Origin of the sequence: Metabacillus idriensis, from assembly GCF_009674765.1 — a bacterium.
Taxonomy (GTDB): domain Bacteria; phylum Bacillota; class Bacilli; order Bacillales; family Bacillaceae; genus Bacillus_P; species Bacillus_P idriensis.
Genome location: NZ_WKKF01000002.1, coordinates 316,114 through 333,368, shown reverse-complemented (window position 1 = coordinate 333,368; position 17,255 = coordinate 316,114). Strand labels below are relative to the sequence as shown.

The window sequence follows — 17,255 nt, the reverse complement described above, 5'->3', positions numbered from 1 at the left end:
AAATCTTTTAATAAGAACAACCACAGACATTATTTCTGCGGTTTTGTCTTATTTTGTTTTCATTATTCCCATTTAAAGTAAGGACCGTTACCTCACTCCTCACCCCAAACCGATAATTCCAATGCGCCTGTCCAATCCCTTTTGAAATGTAAAGATATGACCCTCTAACCTCATGGAAGCCCTGGTAAATCCCCCGCCTCGCAAGTTCTCCCTTTGAAATAAAGGTAAAGAAGAAGGGAACATTGAACTGCTTTCCATGCAAGTGGCCGGAAAGCATTAAATCAAATGGATCCGTAACTTCAGCTATATCATTTGGGTCATGACATAGAACAATTCTCGGTTTATCGGATCTTACTTTAGAAAATGCTTTAGTCAACCCTAGCTCATCTTCTCTATAAAAATCCAATCCTATCAATGTGAAGTCTGGAAGCTCAATCGATTCATTTACAAGAACCTTTACTTTGTTTTCTTCGAGCCATGACCTTAACCGCAAACTCAGCTTAAAAGTACGATAGTCGTGATTGCCAAATACAGCATATACTTCAATTCCATATTCATTGAAAACAGCCAGGTAAGGTTTAATACTTAGAATATATTTTTCTCTCGCGGTAAAATCACCGGTGATAAACACATAATCAGGTTTTTCTTTATGAAGCAGTTCTTTGATTTTTTCAGGGTGAATCCGATTTCTTTCAATATGAAGATCTGATAACTGCAGAATTTTTTTATCAATCCCAAGCGGTACATCTACATGTTCAACTTTCAGCCATTGTGTAGGCAATATAAATAATAAATAAAACAGCCCCATGCATCCAATTAGACTAATCAACAATTCAGCCATGCTATACCCCATTTTTTTCTATTTGTTCTATTTTACTAAAGACAGGCCTCATTTAGTATAAAAAACAGTCAAATCCCATAAAGGGACTTGACTGCTTCCATCTAATAAACTTCATAACCCTCATAGGACTCAGCTACGTGAGAGGATAGATCCCACATCTCCTCCTGACGGTCCAAATAAGTCAGTACGAGCTGTTGGGCATGTCCGGATTTCGTTAAAAAACTTTCCACACTCCCTTGAATCTCAATCTCTTCTCTGTTTCTGCATTCAATAATAGTCCTGTTGTTCTTCTCAAAAACCTTCTTCACATGATGATAGGAAACCCACATACACTCTTCACTGTCTGGAGATAAAGTAGGCACCATACAGATCCTGTAGCCTGGCGACAAGCAAACTGGCAGCATCTTTTTGCCCGGCAAAATAAGCTTTGCTGCATCTATCATCCCCTGATACGATGCACCAGCATGGATACAGCTGCGGTTCATAATTTCTCTTGGGGACATTTTCACAATCAGCTTTTTATAAAGCTCATGAACAACAGACCACAACTCCCCATTTTCCGCATACATCGGTTTCACAACCATCGTCTCTCTCCAAACTGCATAGCTTTCTTTCATCAGCATTCTCTCCACCTCAATCTTCTGTATTTTTAATGAAAAATTTTCCACATCATTATTTTACAAAAAATTTCAGGAAAGGAAATAAGAACTAGGTAAAATTAACTAGAAATATACATTGCATTTACACTAAATTAAAATAGAGGCCTCACTCATATTCCCATACAATCTTCCAATCTCCCTTTTCCTTCACAACATATACATCCTGCAGCACATCGAATGTTCCGAACTTACTTTTAAAAGTCTGCCTTACCTTGATGAGACGCGCCTCATTAAATACCGGTGACCCTTTTGCCATCCTCCACCTTCGAACCTTCTTCTGCTTCAAAATTTCAAAAGAAAACGTGGTAACCCCGTAATGACTCATATAGATATGAGACCGCTCTGTCACATAAGCGTTCTTTGTAAAACGATCCTGCATCAACGGATGAAACAGATCCCAAGCACCCCCGAAATTTCCAGTCTGTTCAGCTGTATAAAAGAGCTGGACCGCCGTTTTAGGCGAGGATGGCGTGAATAGATGAAATATCCCGATGAGAAGAAGAATGGCAGCTGCTATCATTGCTATTGGAATAAGAGGGAAAGGTTTACGTCTTCGCATTTTATCACCCTTTTAAGCATGTCTAAGACAGTGTATGAGGGAGTTTTAAGGATAATACGAAAAAAGGTTTATGAATTAAAAAAGACCTTTCGAAATGAAAGGCCCCACAAACATCTTTTATTTCTCACAAGCAATTAAATCTTTATCACGGTCACTCTTTGTATTCGCATTGTAAAGGTCTTTTGAAACAAACGGTTTGTATTTCGTTTTCCCGCCTTTATTTTTCACTTTAGATGACTGTGCGACTCCGCCCTTATAATCTTTGTTCAACTCTGTGCAGTTTTTATACGTTTTCGCTTTTGCCTTTGCATCAACAGTATCTGTTGCAGTAAAAGAAAAACCAAGAATTAGTGCTAAAGAAAGTAAAATAGTAAAAATCTTCTTCATATGTAGTTCATTCCTCTCATATTCTATTTTCTTATCTTAATGGATAAAATTCGATTTTACAATGCAATGCTGCACTCAAATTATCCTTTTCAGCACTTAATCCTTTCGACAAAAACCAACATATGTCGAATAATTTATCCTTCTTAAGTTGCTAATTCACAGGGAAAATATAGTAAACTACTAAAGTTGAAATAATCTTATTTACCTATGTTTTTATACCTAAATTTATTTGGCAGGGAGAAATTATTATGAAGAAGTTTATTAGTTTACTAATCATTGTCTTTCTTTTAGGGGGACCGCTTACCACTGTCCACGCAGAAGCACCAAAAAAACTTACAGCTAATTTAAGCGCTGATGAAAAACCAAGAAATGAAAAATCCGGCAAGAGCGCTTCCTATAATCCGGATGATTATCCTCTTGTGGAGAACAACGATTACATCGATACATTAGTAGACAGCTTCAGTGCCTATCATTCATTTACCTTTAATTCGTTAACGAGTCTTTCAGATGAATTAAAGCTTTCACTGCTATACCAGATAAGTGCTTACAGCGGTCAAGAGCCTTATACTACCCTTGAGTTTTATAAGGAAGATAATGGTTCATTGACGTATTTGACCCAAGCTTATTTCTATCTATCCTTTAGCGGCACCCTTACTTTAAGTGTGTCATTGCCAAAATCCTTATACGCAGAAGAAGAGTTCGTTTATGTCAGAGTCGGTACTTCCAATTCCCTAAGTGACACCTATTATTCTGATACGACAAGATTCAAAGTGAAAAATCCAGATTTCAGCGGCGACTCTGGTTCTGAGGATTACGTCATTATCAGCAATGAATCAACATATGCAGAAGGATCCCAAAGCACTGGTTCTTTCCAAATCAACAATGAAAAGTATACGTTCGATAAAAAGCTAGATCTTGGTGCTTATCAAATTGATGCAAATAAACCTTTTAACATCGAGAAAAACAAAGACAAAATGTTTTCTAAACAGCAGACCGAGAAAATGCCTGATTACCAAACCGGAGATCAAAAACCATTTTGGGTAACTAATTTCAGCAGCAACCAGGATTATCAAATTAATGCATCGTTAGTACACAGCGGTTCAAAAACAAACATATGGGTGCATGATCATCAGATTTCTGCAGCTGATGCCAAAAAGCTGTCTGATGAATTTGACAGCAGCATCCACCCAACAGTCGTCAGCCATTTCGCCCCTGAATCAGATGTAAATGGGGATGGAAAGATTAATATTTTAGTCTATGATATCCAGGATGGCTTTACAGGCAGCGGCGGCTATATTGGCGGTTACTTCTATGGCGGTGACCTGTACAATATGACCCACTCAAATCAATCAGAGATCTTCTACATTGATACATATCCGTTAATGGGAATGAGTTCTTACAAAGCAGTAGAGAATTCTTACGAAACACTGGCACATGAATTTCAGCACATGGTCAATTACAATCAGAATGTGTTTATTGAAGGAAAAACAAACATGGATACATGGCTGAATGAAGCTCTTTCTATGGCCGCAGAACAAATCTATACAGGACAGGCTTTAACCAGCAGAATAGATTACTATAATGCATCCAATTCTATTAAAAATGGACACTCTCTCTTATACTGGGATCGAAACGGTGATACCCTAGCCAACTATTCCCTTTCCTATTTATTTGGCCAATATGTAAGAATCCAGGCTAATCAGGGAAATGGTATTTTCAAAGACATCCTGCAAGATCCAAACAGCGACTACCGTGCTGTTGAAAATGCCGTAAAAAAATACATTGATCCAACTCTCAGCTTCGGTAAATTTATGACAAATTTCCGCGGAGCCTTACTATTAAAGAACAAAACAGGGGAATATGGCTTTAAAGGTGAACCAGCATTTGACGCCTTAAGCGAAAGAGTATATGGCGGATCCTCTACCTATCTAAGAGGCGGCGGAGCCCTTGTTAAAAAGACAAATACTGCTGACATCCCTGCAGATAAAGGAAACGACGTCACTTATACATTTATCAGCGCTGAAGAGCAAGACACGGCTGCTCCTGCAACACCTGCCGTCAATCTTGTTTCAGACCATGATAACGTCATCTCAGGAACAACAGAACCTAACGCAATGGTATATGTAAAAAAAGGAACAGAAACACTTGGAAACGCTTATGCAAATGAAACAGGCGAATTCAGCGCGGGCATTCAAGTTCAACAGGCTGGAACTGAATTGAAAGTCTACGCAGTAGATGCAGCTGGCAACAAAAGCGAAGAATCAACCGTCATTGTTCAAGATCGGACAGCACCTTCCGTACCACAGGTGAATCCAGTTGGCGACAATCAAACAGCTGTTACCGGAAAAGCAGAAGCCGGTTCTAAGGTATATGTAAAAAAAGGCAGCACAGCTCTCGGCCATTCTGCTGCAAATTCTTCTGGTGTTTTTAGTGCAGCAATTGCCAAACAGCCTGCCGGAACAACACTTATCCTCTACTCAGAAGATGCAGCTGGCAATAAGAGCGGCGAAATAACAATAAAAGTGCAAGATAAAACAGCTCCTGCTATTCCTACAGTTGATCCTGTAGGAGACAATCATACAATCGTAACTGGCAAAGCAGAAGCTAACTCTACTCTTACTGTTAAAACTGGAACTACTACTCTTGGTGAAGCAAAAGCAAATAGTGCTGGAGTATTTTCAGTAGATATCAAAACGAAGCAAAAAGCTGGGATCACTCTTTCCATCTATTCAAAGGATGCAGCAGGAAATCAAAGCTCATCAGCTTCTATCCAGGTGGCCGACAAAACTGCTCCTGCTAAGCCTACAGTTGATCCTGTGGCGGATAATCAAACCATTGTTACCGGTAAAGCGGAAGCTGCCTCTACCGTCACTGTTAAAAATGGAACTACTACTCTTGGTGAAGCAAAAGCGAATAGTGCTGGAGTATTTTCAGTAGATATCAAAACGAAGCAAAAAGCTGGGATCACTCTCTCAATCTATGCAAAGGACGCGGCTGGCAATCAAAGTGAGGCTGCTCCTGTTCAGGTAGCTGATAAAACTGCTCCTACTATTCCTGCTGTTAATCCAGTAGCCGACAATCAAACAATCGTAACTGGCAAAGCAGAAGCTAACTCTATAGTCACTGTTAAAACTGGAACTACTACCCTTGGAGAAGCAAAGGCCGATAGTAATGGAGTATTTTCAATTGATATTAAAACAAAACAAATAGCCGGGACCACTCTCTCAATCTATGCAAAGGACGCGGCTGGCAATCAAAGTGCTGCAGTTTCTGTTCGAGTAGCAGATAAAACAGCCCCAGCTAAACCTGCTGTTGATCCAGTAGCAGATAATCAAACGATTGTTACTGGTAAAGCGGAAGCAAACTCTACTGTTACCATTAAAAATGGTACTACTACTCTTGGAGAAGCTAAAGCAAATAGTACAGGAGGATTTTCAATAGACATTAAAACGAAGCAAAAAGCTGGGATCACTCTCTCTATCTACGCAAAAGACGCGGGTGGTAATCAAAGTGCGGCGGCTTCTGTTCAGGTAGCAGATAAAACAGCTCCCGATAAACCTACTGTTGATTCAATAGATGACAGCCAATCAATCCTAACTGGAAAAGCGGAAGCTAACTCTACCATCACTGTTAAAAACGGAACCACTACTCTTGGAGAAGCAAAAACAAATAGTGCAGGAGTATTTTCAGTAGATATCAAAACGAAACAAACTTCCGGCACCATTCTCACTATTTATACGAAGGATGCAGCCGGCAACCAAAGTCCTTCGATTACTGTAGAAGTTACTAAAAAAACAATGCCTGCAAAACCAACAGTAACTACAGTAGGCGATAACACCACTGTTATTACTGGAAAAGCTGATGCCAACTCAACCGTCTACTTGAAAAATCGCGGTGTAACGATAGGTACTGCAATAACGGACAGCAGCGGCAACTTCTCCATCACGATTAAAGAGAAACAAAAAGCAAGATCCCTTCTATTCCTGTATTCTGTAAATGATAAAGGGAATAGAAGCCCGATACTCATCATCAAAGTCTCTGATCAAACAGCACCAAAGACGCCTACCGTAAAGAAACTTTCTTCACGATCTACTTTTGTTACAGGAAAAGCTGAAATTGGCTCAACGGTATATGTCTACAATGGGACTGCCAACCTTGGAAAAACCACTGTACGTTCAAAAGGAGGAGTTTACAGAGTTAAAATTAAAGCTCAGAAAAAAGGAACAACTTTATCTGTGTATGCAGAGGATAAGGCTGGGAATAAAAGTAGCAAGAAGGATATGATCGTTCGATAATTAAAAAAGATGGCTGGATATCTACCAGTCATCTTTTTCTGTTTTTTCATATCAGCAATGCAAACATACTTATAGGTACTGCCCCGGAACCATCGCAGCCCCAACAACTCCAGCCTTCTGATCCAAAGAAGCAAGCTCTACTTTCAAATGCGGTCTAAGACTGGGATATAAAAGCGGAAGCACTTTCTCCTTTAAGGGATCCAGCATCAAGTCCTTAGATTTCATGACTCCGCCTCCAAGAACAATAACTTCTGGATTTAAAGTATGAACGATATTGGCAATCCCAATGGCCAAATAGCTCAGCGCTTCATCAATAATATCAGCTGCCTCTTGGTTGCCTTTTTGAGCAAGCAGGAACACTTCCTTTGCACCGTGGCCCGACCCAAAAACAGACTCAGCCCTTCTCCCGATTGCGGTCCCGCTTGCAAGAGCTTCTAGTGCTCCCTTGTTAAGGTTAGGAGCACCTATTGCATGGGGATCTACTATCATATTCCCAATCTCCCCGCAGTTTCCCTGAGCTCCTGAAATAAGCTTGCCTCCATATACATATCCCCCGCCGACTCCTGTAGAGACGGTTATGTAAAAGACGCTATCTGCTTCTTTGCCAGCACCGATCAGCGCTTCGGTAAGTGCAGCTGCATTGGCATCGTTTTCAAGATACACAGGCATTTGAATAGCCGACTCAATTGTTTTTGTTAATTCGATATTTTGCCAGCCAGGAAGATTGGGCGGTTCTATAATGATTCCATTCTTCGCATCCAGCGGTCCGGGTGCTCCAATGCCAACAGCTTGAACAGTGTGTTTTTCCTGCAGCTTCTGAATCATGGCGATGATCTTTTCAATAGCCCTAAGAGGTCCATTCCACACTTCTGTAGAGCATCCAAGCTCTTCTATAATAATCCCATTATCATCAATTACTGCCACCCGAATGTTTGTACCGCCTAAATCGACTCCGATGTTCATTTTCCCCCACCATCCCATAAATCTTTTGTATAAGATTAATGATAGTGCCTAGTATTCTCTTATACAACTTTAATATTTAGATTAACCCACTATAGCATTGTTCCAATCTGGTATACGCATTTTGTAAATAACCAATTATAAATGAAGTATGAAAGCTCCTCATCTATCCTATATCCGTTAAGAGCAAATAAAAGAACGAGCATTTATATTCTCGTCCTTTCTCTTTTCATTTTTTAAAAGGAATATTCGGGTATTACATTCCCCAATGAGCCGTAACCATTTTCCTTTTCGTGTAAAACTCCACTCCATCTGAACCATTTGCATGGAGGTCGCCATAGAAGGAGTTTTTCCAGCCAGAGAATGGGAAGAATGCCATCGGGGCCGGAACTCCAATGTTAACCCCAAGCATACCTGCTTGAATTTTTTCTCTAAAATAGCGGACGCTGCTTCCGTCCTGGGTAAATAAACAGGCTCCATTTCCAAAATCGGATTTGTTGGATAGCTCGACGGCTTCTTTTAAATCCTTTACTCGAACGATCGATAATACGGGAGCAAAAATTTCTTCCTTCCAGATCTTCATGTCTGTCGTGACTTTATCAAAGATGGTAGGGCCTATAAAATAACCATTTGATTCGGGCGTATCCTTCCGGCCATCACGGATCAAGACTGCCCCTGCATCCTCACCAGCTTCTATATACCGCTCTGTACGTTCTTTGTGTTCTTTACGGATAACAGGCCCTAAGAACACTTCTTCATCAAGCCCATTTCCTATTTTTATTTCATTTGCATGCTGAACCAGCTTTCCAATGAGTTCATCCGCTACATCACCAACAGCAACAACTACTGAGCAGGCCATGCATCTTTCGCCTGCAGATCCGTAAGCAGCATTGACAATCTGTCTGACTGCTTCGTCAAGCTTTGCATCAGGCATGACGATACTGTGATTTTTTGCTCCTGCTAATGCCTGCACCCGCTTTCCGTTTGCTGCCGCCGTTTTATAAACATGTTCGGCAACCGGCTGAGAGCCTACAAAAGAAATGGCCGGAATGCCGGGATGTTCGAGCATGCCATTTACCACATCATGTGCACCATGAACAAGATTGAAAACCCCATCAGGAAGACCGGCTTCCTTAAATAATTCAGCTAATCGGTTTGCTAATAGCGGCGTTCTCTCAGATGGCTTCAACACAAAGGTATTTCCGCATGCGATTGCCAGCGGAAACATCCAGCAAGGGACCATCATTGGAAAGTTAAAAGGAGTAATCCCTCCTACAACACCAACAGGATAGCGGAACATGCCCGATTCAATATTTGTTGCAATATCAGGAAGCTGTTTCCCCATCATCAGAGTTGGAGCTCCAGCGGCAAATTCCACGCATTCAATTCCGCGCTGCACCTCTCCGTATGCTTCCTTATAGCTTTTTCCGTTTTCTTTTGTGATTAAAAGAGCCAACTCGTCCCAGTGATCAACAAGGAGCTGCTGATATTTAAATAGAATGCGCGCTCTTTTGGGCACAGGAGTCTGGCTCCAATTTTCAAATGCCGCTTCTGCCGTTTTAACAGCATAATCAAGATCTTCCTTTGTAGAAAGAGGAACGAATGCCATGACTTCATCTGTTGCGGGATTAGGCACTGGAAGGGTCTGTGAGGATAATGATTCTGTCCATTGGCCTCCTATGTAGTTTTTTAGTGTTTTAACATGAGTATTTGTTGTCATTCTTTTCTCCCCTCTCTTAAACGGTTTCGCTCTGTCGATGTTTCTTAATAAACCGGTCGACCTGCTCTTCAGTCGGCATCGCATCAGAACAGCTGTGACTGGAGATGACGATTGCAGCTGCTGCGCTTCCATATTCCATTGCTTTCGGGAGCTTCCAGCCCTGCATTAATCCGTAAATCAGCCCTGCTGCATATGAATCGCCTGCACCGAAAGTTTTGATCACATTTGCAGGAAATGTGGAACCTTCAAAGGAGCCGCCATCTTTTGTATAAGCGATGGAACCATCTTTTCCGTGCTTAATCACGACAATCTTTGCGTGATAATCAAACCATTTCTTAGCAGTCTGCCAGTCATTTTCCTCTGTTCTCTGTTCAAATTGTTCCATCATATCAAATTCTTCCCGGGTGCCGATGATCACATCACACTTTTCGGCAGCCAGATTGTAATAGATAGCTGTTTCTTCTTGAGAAGTCCACGTATATGGACGATAGTCGATATCAAAGAATACAATGACTCCATGCTTCCTCGCATACTCTAATACTAAGAAAATCGCTTCTCTGGATGGGCTTTTCGCTAAAGCTGTTCCGGAGATTAAGAGTGATTTAGCCTGTTTGATATAATCTTCTCTTACATCCTGAGGTTCTAGCTTTAAATCTGCGGCGTTATCTCTGTACAATAGAATGCTGCAGTCTTCCGGACTTTTAATCTCAGTAAAAGCAAGGCCTGTCACGCTTCCGCTTTTATCCGTGATGACATTTGAAGTATCTATTTGATTCTCTTTTAAATACTGAACAATAAACCGCCCCATCTGGTCGTCGGCAACCCGTCCAATGAAGCCGGTTTTTTTGCCGAGTCTCGACATGCCGATTGAGATATTGGCTGGAGATCCGCCAACATATTTCGTAAAGGTACGGGTTTCTTCCATAGGACGATTGATTTCATTTGCATTCAAATCGATGCACAGTCTGCCAACACCGATAAAATCCAGCGTTCGATTTGGGTCAAAGGATAGTAGAGTCATTGTTTCACCCCTTCTTCTTATTTTTTCGGCATGAGCCATTCATGCTCGGGATCATTATGGAACTTCCATGTGCGGATTGGTCCTGCCATGACATTTAAGTAATAGCCATCATATCCGGGCGGCGTGCTTACAGGATGGTAGCCCTCTGGAACCATAACAGCATCGCCGTTGCTGACCGACATTGTTTCATTTATGCTTCGATCATCTGTATAGACCCTCTGGATAATAAATCCGTTTTCTGGACTCACACGGTGGTAATACGTTTCTTCCAGATAAGATTCTTCCGGCAAATTATTTTGATCGTGTTTATGCGGAGGGTAGCTTGACCAATTCCCTTCTGGTGTAAACACCTCTACAACAAGCAAGCTATCTGCCTCTTTTTGTTCAGGTAAAATATTATGGATAAGACGTTCCATATTGCCTGAACCCCTTATTTCTACTCCCACATCTGCGGGTCTGATGAGCCTTGCTTTGTATGTGCCTTTTCCAGGCGCTTTACATACGGCAAGCTCAAGTTCGGTCGCTGCTGCAACTGTCACTTCGTCTTCTGAAGGAATATAAACGGAGTACGGCGGAATCTTCTCGAAGATATTCATTCGTTCGCCGACATTTTCCCATGACTCATCATGTGTCCTGACATCTGCTTTTCCTGCCAGAAAAACGAGGCATACTTCCTGATCTTCAGTTGCCAGTTTTAATGTTTGTCCTGCCTTCAATTGATAGATTTCAAATCCAACATACTCCCAATCAGCAATTTGCGGTGTAATGCATAATACACGCCCATTTTGATCCGGCTGATTGCTTGGAACAATTAACTTCTTCATGTTGATTTCTCCCCCTTCACTACCTTATTTCCTTCCAAATGCGATCGATATATTGTTTGGAAAGTCTCGCATAGGTATATGGATTTTTCACATCAGGATCCTGCTCTGCTTCAATAATGACCCATCCGCTGTATGTTTGGTCCTTAAGTGTTTGCAGTATTGGCTTAAAATCCAGGATCCCATCTCCCGGCACAGTAAAAACATTTTCCAGAACAGAGGATTTAAAGTCTATCCCATCTCTTCTGACGTGTTCAAGGACATCCTTTCTAACGTCCTTCAGATGAACATGCTTAATTCGATCTGCATATTCCGCAAGAATTTCCATGGGCTCAGCCCCTGCATAATAGGCATGGCCGCTGTCAAATAACAAGTGGACAAGCTCCGGATTTGATTCCTGCATAAGACGATCAATTTGTTCTTTGGTTTCGACATTGGTTCCCATATGATAGTGATACACTAATTGCATGTCATGCTCACGGCAAATTTGACCAGCTTTCTCAAGGCCATCAATCATCGCATTCCATTCAAAATCAGTCAGCGGTCTGACATCCGCCTCATTTTCCCCGCGTCTGGGGTCACCAATAGTGGAACCACCAAGCTCACACGTGACAACCGTTTTGCAGCCCATTTCTTTTAAAAAGAGGACATGCTTTCGGTAGCCTTCGAGTTCCGCGTTATGTCTTGCAGCATCTGAAAATAGGACACCTTTCCACTGTGAGGCAAGGCTCATCCCTTTATTTTCAAGCAGTGCTTTTAAAGACTGGACATGACTCGGGAACTTGCGGCTCATTTCTGTGCCTGCATATCCTAAAGACGCCATCTCACTCAGGATGGTTTCTCCTGAATAATGGTCTCCAAGTCTAAGCACATCTTCATTGGCCCAGTTTATTGCTGATATTCCAAGTTTAAAAGGAAATGCTTCTCTCATTCTTCCACCTCGCAAACGATTTAATATTTCTTTGCAAGCTTCACGTTTTCTTTCATTTCTTTATGCGATTCCAGCACCTTTTCACTGGCTGAAACCTCAGGAACATCAACCCGCCACCAGGACTCATAGCCATCCGTGTTAGTTCCTGGAATGACTTTCATATGAATGAGAGTAGAACCAGTATCTGTTTTTGATCGCTTTATAGCAGAATGTAAGTCTTCGACAGTAGAAACAGAGTATGCTTTTACGCCAAGGGCTTCTGCATATTTCGCAAAATCAATCGTCAGATAATCACCCGCTAACTGATTGGATTCACCTGAACGGAATCTGAACTCATTACCAAAGCCGTCGCTTCCATGTCCGCGCTGCAAATTATGGATGCACTGAAAGCCGTGGTTATCAAATAATAGAATCGTAATTTTCTTGCGTTCCTGTATGCTTGTCAAAAGCTCAGAATGCAGCATGAGAAAACTGCCGTCTCCGCACATGGCGTACACTTCTTTATCAGGTTCAGCAAGCTTCACACCAAATGCGCCTGAAACCTCATAGCCCATACATGAAAATCCGTATTCCAAATGGTAGTCCTTCGGCGTTTTGCTTCTCCAGACACGATGCAAGTCACCAGGCAAGCTGCCCGCCGCTCCGACAATGACAGATTGATCGTCTAATAAATGAGTCAGTTCTCCTAAAACCCTTGTTTGTGACAAGCCTGCTTCATGATCCTGCTCAAATAGCCGATCAACTTCCCTGTCCCATTCAAATTTTAAGGAAGCTAGTCTCTCCAAGCTATGACTCGACATGTAATGAAGCTTTTCCAACTCTTCACTTAATGCCAGCAATGCTGCCTTCGCATCCGCAACGACAGATAAACCATCCATTTTCATTGCATCCATTGAATTAACATTGATTCCGATTAGTTCCACCTCAGGATGCTGAAAAGCCTGCTTAGAAGATGTAGGGAAATCCGCAAGCCTAGTCCCTACCGCAATGATGAGATCCGCCTCTCTAGCCAGCCGATTGGCCGTTAAAGATCCAGTTACCCCAATTGCGCCTGCATTTAGCGGATGATTCCAAGGAAGCGCGCTTTTACCGGCCTGAGTTTCAGTGACTGGAATTTGAAATTTCTCGGCAAATTCAGCCAGAGCGCCCGCTGCAAACGAATAATGAACACCGCCGCCAGCGATGATAATTGGGTTTTTCTTAACTGAGATTAACTCAGCGGCTCTTTTTAATGTGGCTGGTGAAATGCTTCTCCGGTCCATGTGATGAATGCGCTTTCGGAAAAATTCAGCTGGATAATCATAGGCCTCTGTTTGTACATCCTGCGGCAGACATAGGGTTACAGCGCCTGTTTCAGCAGGATCAGTTAATACTCGCATTGCCTGTAATGCAGCTGTCATGAGCTGTTCCGGGCGGATAATTCGGTCCCAATACTTGCTTACTGGTTTAAAAGCATCGTTTGCCGAAATGGTATAATCTGATGAATCTTCAATTTGCTGAAGAACTGGATCAGGCTGACGGCAGGCAAACGTATCACCAGGCAGGAGCAAGACGGGTATTCGATTCACCGTTGCCGTCCCTGCAGCTGTAACCATGTTTAATGCGCCAGGTCCAATCGAAGTAGTGCAGGCAAAAGCTTCTAACCGGTTTTTTTGTTTCGCATAGGCGGTGGCTGCATGCACCATGCCTTGTTCATTTTTCCCTTGAATAAACGTTAATCCGTGATCTTCTCTTTCAAGCGCTTCACCGATTCCCGTTACATTCCCGTGACCGAAAATGCCCATAACTCCTTTGAAGAATTTCTTTTCTTTGTCATCAAGCATGATATATTGCTGATCCAAAAATCTGACAAGAGCCTGCGCCATCGTTAAACGTATGGTGTTCATTCTTTTCCTCCTACCTTCTATCTTTTTACTTGAATACCAGATTCAAGCTTTACAGGTTTTCCGGTTTCATAGGATTCTTTCGCTGCTTTTGCGATCTGTTCAGCCTTCAAGCCATCTAGTCCGCTGCACGCAATAGGACTGTCCGACAAAATTGATTCTATAAAGGCATTTATCTCCTGAACATATGAATCCTGATACCGTTCAAGGAAAAAATGCTTTGGTTTATCACGGTAAACACCTTCTGATGTACTGATTTCAATTGTTGTCGGCACATCATTTTGCACAGCTGCTGAACCAAGTGATCCGAAAACTTCCACTCTTTGATCATACCCATAGACGGCTTTCCGGCTGTTATCAATCACTCCGATCGCCCCGTTTGAAAATTTCAGTGTCATTACGGCCGTATCTGTATCTCCATACTCAGAAAAAACAGGGTCAATAAGGCTTGCTCCTTGAACATACACTTCCTCTACTTCACTGCCAGTTACATATCGGGCCATATCAAAATCGTGAATGGACATATCCATGAACATGCCGCCTGATGTCTGGATGTATTGTTCTGACGGAGGTTCAGGATCACGAGATGTGATTTTCACAATATGCGGGGTGCCAATCGTGCCAGATTTCACGGTTTCATAGATTTTTTTAAAGTTATGATCAAACCTTCTGTTAAAGCCCACTTGCAGCTTCACGCCCGCTTCCTCAACCGCCTCTAATGCATTTAATGAATGGTCATAGGTTAAACTGATTGGCTTTTCGCAAAAAATATGTTTCCCGGCTTTCGCAGCTTCCTTGATAATATCCGTGTGAGTGCTTGTCGGGGAGCAAATAAAAACGGCATCAATCTCTGAATCAATCAACAGCTCCTGATAGTCATTTGTAACATGATTGATTCCGGCAGAAGATGCCCATTCCTTCAGTGATTCAGCCCTCACATCCGAAATGCTTTTTACCGTTGCCAGAGGATGACGCAGCAGATTTTCCGCATGCAGTTTTCCAATCCTTCCAATCCCGATGATTCCAATTGTAAGCTTGCTCATATACGCACGCCCCTTCTTATTTTTCATTTGAATGAAGTTTCAATGAAAATCTGAATTTAGCATCTTCTTCGTACCACATTGGAAAATTCGTACCCCATACATTGTTGTATAAATTAAAATGAAAGCCGTTCTCTAAATTCGGCGTTTTATTATCCAGCTGTAATAATCGTTTCTCTCCCGGAGACACAAGAGGGGCATCCATCGTTTCAATAACAGCCCATCCATCTGCGCCATGATAAGTAATCCCCGACTGAACCCCGTGAAGATTGCGGTTTCCGTTTTTTACGACCTCATACGGAGAAATCATGGTGCCCATTTTATCCATTTTCCATAGATTCGGATTATCTACTTGCAAGGAGAATGAGAACCAAAGCGCTTCAGGAAGCCGGTTTGCATCTTTTTCAAACCAGTTCAATTCAACATCAATTGCATGATCATCTTTTAAGAATGTGTAGATGATTTCAACCTCTCTTGGTGCACCGTACACCTCTGCAGCATGAACAGACAAACGGAGCTGCACATAGACACGATCTAATGCAGATGATTGTTGTTTTTTAAGAGAGATTACTTCAGGGCGATAGAGAGAATGAACAGGAATCGGCTGAACCAGTTCCATGCCCGGCTTCCCTTGGTCTGCTTCAGACCAGCGGTACGTTTGATCAAGATTTTCTACATACTGCTTAAACCATGTCTGGTAATTTTCAACCCCGAAGGATTCATAGGAAAAGACACCAAGACGCTGTTCTGGATTTGCCCATTCTTTACCTGATTGATCAATTAAACGTGAAATGGAGCCATCATCTGAGAAAGATACTTGGAACTCCCCAAGTGAATAAACAGCGCCTGTTCTCATTTCCTCGTATCCATTTTCGTTCTTTTTAACAGGCTTTAAGGCCTCAAATGCCGCCTTCACTTCCTGCTGTTTATCAGCAGAAAGCGCCCCTGCAGCCTTCTGAAGGAATCCCCGCTGCTCCCTCCATGAGCTTTCAAATAAGCTGTAGCTTCTATTTTCCCATGTAGTTGAAAAGAGCTGTTTGGACATATTATCAAATTCATGCATCGCAAATGAACCAATATAGCCGTATTTATCAGGAACCGCATCTTTAGAAATCAAATCGCGCTCTCTTGCCGACTTAAAATCTTGTTTTGAATAATGTTTATAATCATTTAAATACTTTTTTTCATCAAGGCCCCATGTATGTTCAGGAATTAACAACAACCAATCAGAAAACTCCTTGAATTCTTCGCTGCCTTCTTCTAATCTGCCTTGTGAGATCCATGTGTTCCGAAGCCTGACGAGCTCGCGATATTCAGCCACTTTTTTCGGATCGGTACCCGCTCCGTGAATCCATGTATCGCCAATCTCTTCATTTACAACTGGAAGGGAATGCTTGACTGCTGCAAGTTTTTCTGCAAAGGCATCCATAGTAGACGCTTTAATCCTGGCATTCGGGAAGCGTTCGCTTAATCGATTAAACTCTTGTTTGATATCCTCAATCGATGGCGGTCCGCAATTGTCGCCGGTGTGGGCAAAGACCATCACTTCATTCAATCCGTCTATCTTTAAGACATCCCCATAATTGTCCGCATAATTAACAATGACATCAGATCCATCAGCGGATCTCCATACAAACAGGTTAGGTACAGAAGGAACCTTTGAGGCTGGATTTACTCCAAAGTGCAAATAGCGGATTCCGCTTTCAGCTAGCAGAGGTATCATTGCCTTTGTATGTCCTGGGACATCTGTCATTTTTCCGGCAATCGTCTTTTTTCCATACTTCTTATCAAGATTCTTCGAGATCGTTAATGCGTACTCAAACAGATTTTTGTCCATCAATTCTGTATGTGTTGTGAAAGGGAGGCCGTGCCAAGCGATATAACCTTTAGAGATTGCCTCTTCCATAACCTCTATTTCAGCGTCATTTGCCCGCTTTAAGTATTCATAAATGAGCCATGAGCCCGTAGTCCATACAAACCCTGCATTGCCTTTCTCCATCTCAAGCTCACGGCTTAAGTGAATCGCCTTCGGTATGTAGGACTGAATATACTGGTTTGTGACGTTTTCAGCTAAATCTGTAAAGCCGATATCAAGATGTGTTTTAAATATGACATGTACAACCTCTATCTCTTTCAAA

At 42.0% G+C, this 17,255-nt stretch carries 13 protein-coding genes; 1 reads left to right on the top strand and 12 read right to left on the bottom strand.

Annotated elements, in window-relative coordinates:
• Positions 1-7: 7 nt before the first annotated feature.
• The 4 genes from GJU41_RS09925 to GJU41_RS09910 all read right to left on the bottom strand — a co-directional run bounded on the left by GJU41_RS09925 (position 8) and on the right by GJU41_RS09910 (position 2,446).
• On the bottom strand, positions 8-841 hold the full coding sequence (locus GJU41_RS09925; RefSeq protein WP_170292764.1) for a metallophosphoesterase: 834 nt from the start codon (positions 839-841) through the stop codon (positions 8-10).
• Positions 842-942: 101 nt separating this feature from the next.
• Positions 943-1,464 (bottom strand): competence protein ComK, encoded by a 522-nt coding sequence (locus GJU41_RS09920; protein WP_154318496.1) that lies wholly within the window; start codon positions 1,462-1,464, stop codon positions 943-945.
• A gap of 142 nt (positions 1,465-1,606) precedes the next feature.
• Complete coding sequence (locus GJU41_RS09915; RefSeq protein WP_154318495.1) at positions 1,607-2,059, bottom strand: hypothetical protein; 453 nt, start codon at positions 2,057-2,059, stop codon at positions 1,607-1,609.
• A gap of 117 nt (positions 2,060-2,176) precedes the next feature.
• The gene (locus tag GJU41_RS09910) at positions 2,177-2,446 is read right to left on the bottom strand and encodes an excalibur calcium-binding domain-containing protein (protein ID WP_154318494.1); all 270 of its coding nucleotides are present in this window, start codon (positions 2,444-2,446) and stop codon (positions 2,177-2,179) included.
• 248 nt (positions 2,447-2,694) lie between these two features.
• Between GJU41_RS09910 and GJU41_RS09905 the strand changes: the two genes are divergently transcribed.
• The gene (locus GJU41_RS09905) at positions 2,695-6,741 is read left to right on the top strand and encodes an Ig-like domain-containing protein (RefSeq protein ID WP_170292763.1); all 4,047 of its coding nucleotides are present in this window, start codon (positions 2,695-2,697) and stop codon (positions 6,739-6,741) included.
• 69 nt (positions 6,742-6,810) lie between these two features.
• On the opposite strand, the gene GJU41_RS09900 is transcribed toward GJU41_RS09905, so the two are convergent.
• From GJU41_RS09900 to GJU41_RS09865, 8 genes are all read right to left on the bottom strand, one after another.
• The gene (locus GJU41_RS09900; protein ID WP_224771391.1) at positions 6,811-7,704 is read right to left on the bottom strand and encodes an ROK family protein; all 894 of its coding nucleotides are present in this window, start codon (positions 7,702-7,704) and stop codon (positions 6,811-6,813) included.
• Positions 7,705-7,957: 253 nt separating this feature from the next.
• Complete coding sequence (locus tag GJU41_RS09895; protein WP_154318492.1) at positions 7,958-9,421, bottom strand: CoA-acylating methylmalonate-semialdehyde dehydrogenase; 1,464 nt, start codon at positions 9,419-9,421, stop codon at positions 7,958-7,960.
• Between the two features lie 16 nt (positions 9,422-9,437).
• The gene (iolC, locus tag GJU41_RS09890; protein WP_154318491.1) at positions 9,438-10,442 is read right to left on the bottom strand and encodes a 5-dehydro-2-deoxygluconokinase; all 1,005 of its coding nucleotides are present in this window, start codon (positions 10,440-10,442) and stop codon (positions 9,438-9,440) included.
• A 17-nt stretch (positions 10,443-10,459) separates the two neighbouring features.
• On the bottom strand, positions 10,460-11,266 hold the full coding sequence (gene iolB / locus GJU41_RS09885; protein WP_154318490.1) for a 5-deoxy-glucuronate isomerase: 807 nt from the start codon (positions 11,264-11,266) through the stop codon (positions 10,460-10,462).
• 19 nt (positions 11,267-11,285) lie between these two features.
• A complete protein-coding gene (gene iolE / locus GJU41_RS09880) occupies positions 11,286-12,194 on the bottom strand; it encodes a myo-inosose-2 dehydratase (protein ID WP_154318489.1) in 909 nt (302 codons plus the stop codon).
• Positions 12,195-12,214: 20 nt separating this feature from the next.
• Positions 12,215-14,080: a 3D-(3,5/4)-trihydroxycyclohexane-1,2-dione acylhydrolase (decyclizing) gene (iolD, locus tag GJU41_RS09875; protein ID WP_154318488.1), complete on the bottom strand. Its 1,866-nt coding sequence runs from the start codon at positions 14,078-14,080 to the stop codon at positions 12,215-12,217.
• 17 nt (positions 14,081-14,097) lie between these two features.
• On the bottom strand, positions 14,098-15,120 hold the full coding sequence (gene iolG, locus GJU41_RS09870; RefSeq protein WP_154318487.1) for an inositol 2-dehydrogenase: 1,023 nt from the start codon (positions 15,118-15,120) through the stop codon (positions 14,098-14,100).
• Between the two features lie 16 nt (positions 15,121-15,136).
• Entirely contained in the window at positions 15,137-17,254 is a 2,118-nt protein-coding gene (locus GJU41_RS09865; protein ID WP_154318486.1) for a DUF5054 domain-containing protein, read from the bottom strand.
• Position 17,255: the final 1 nt, after the last annotated feature.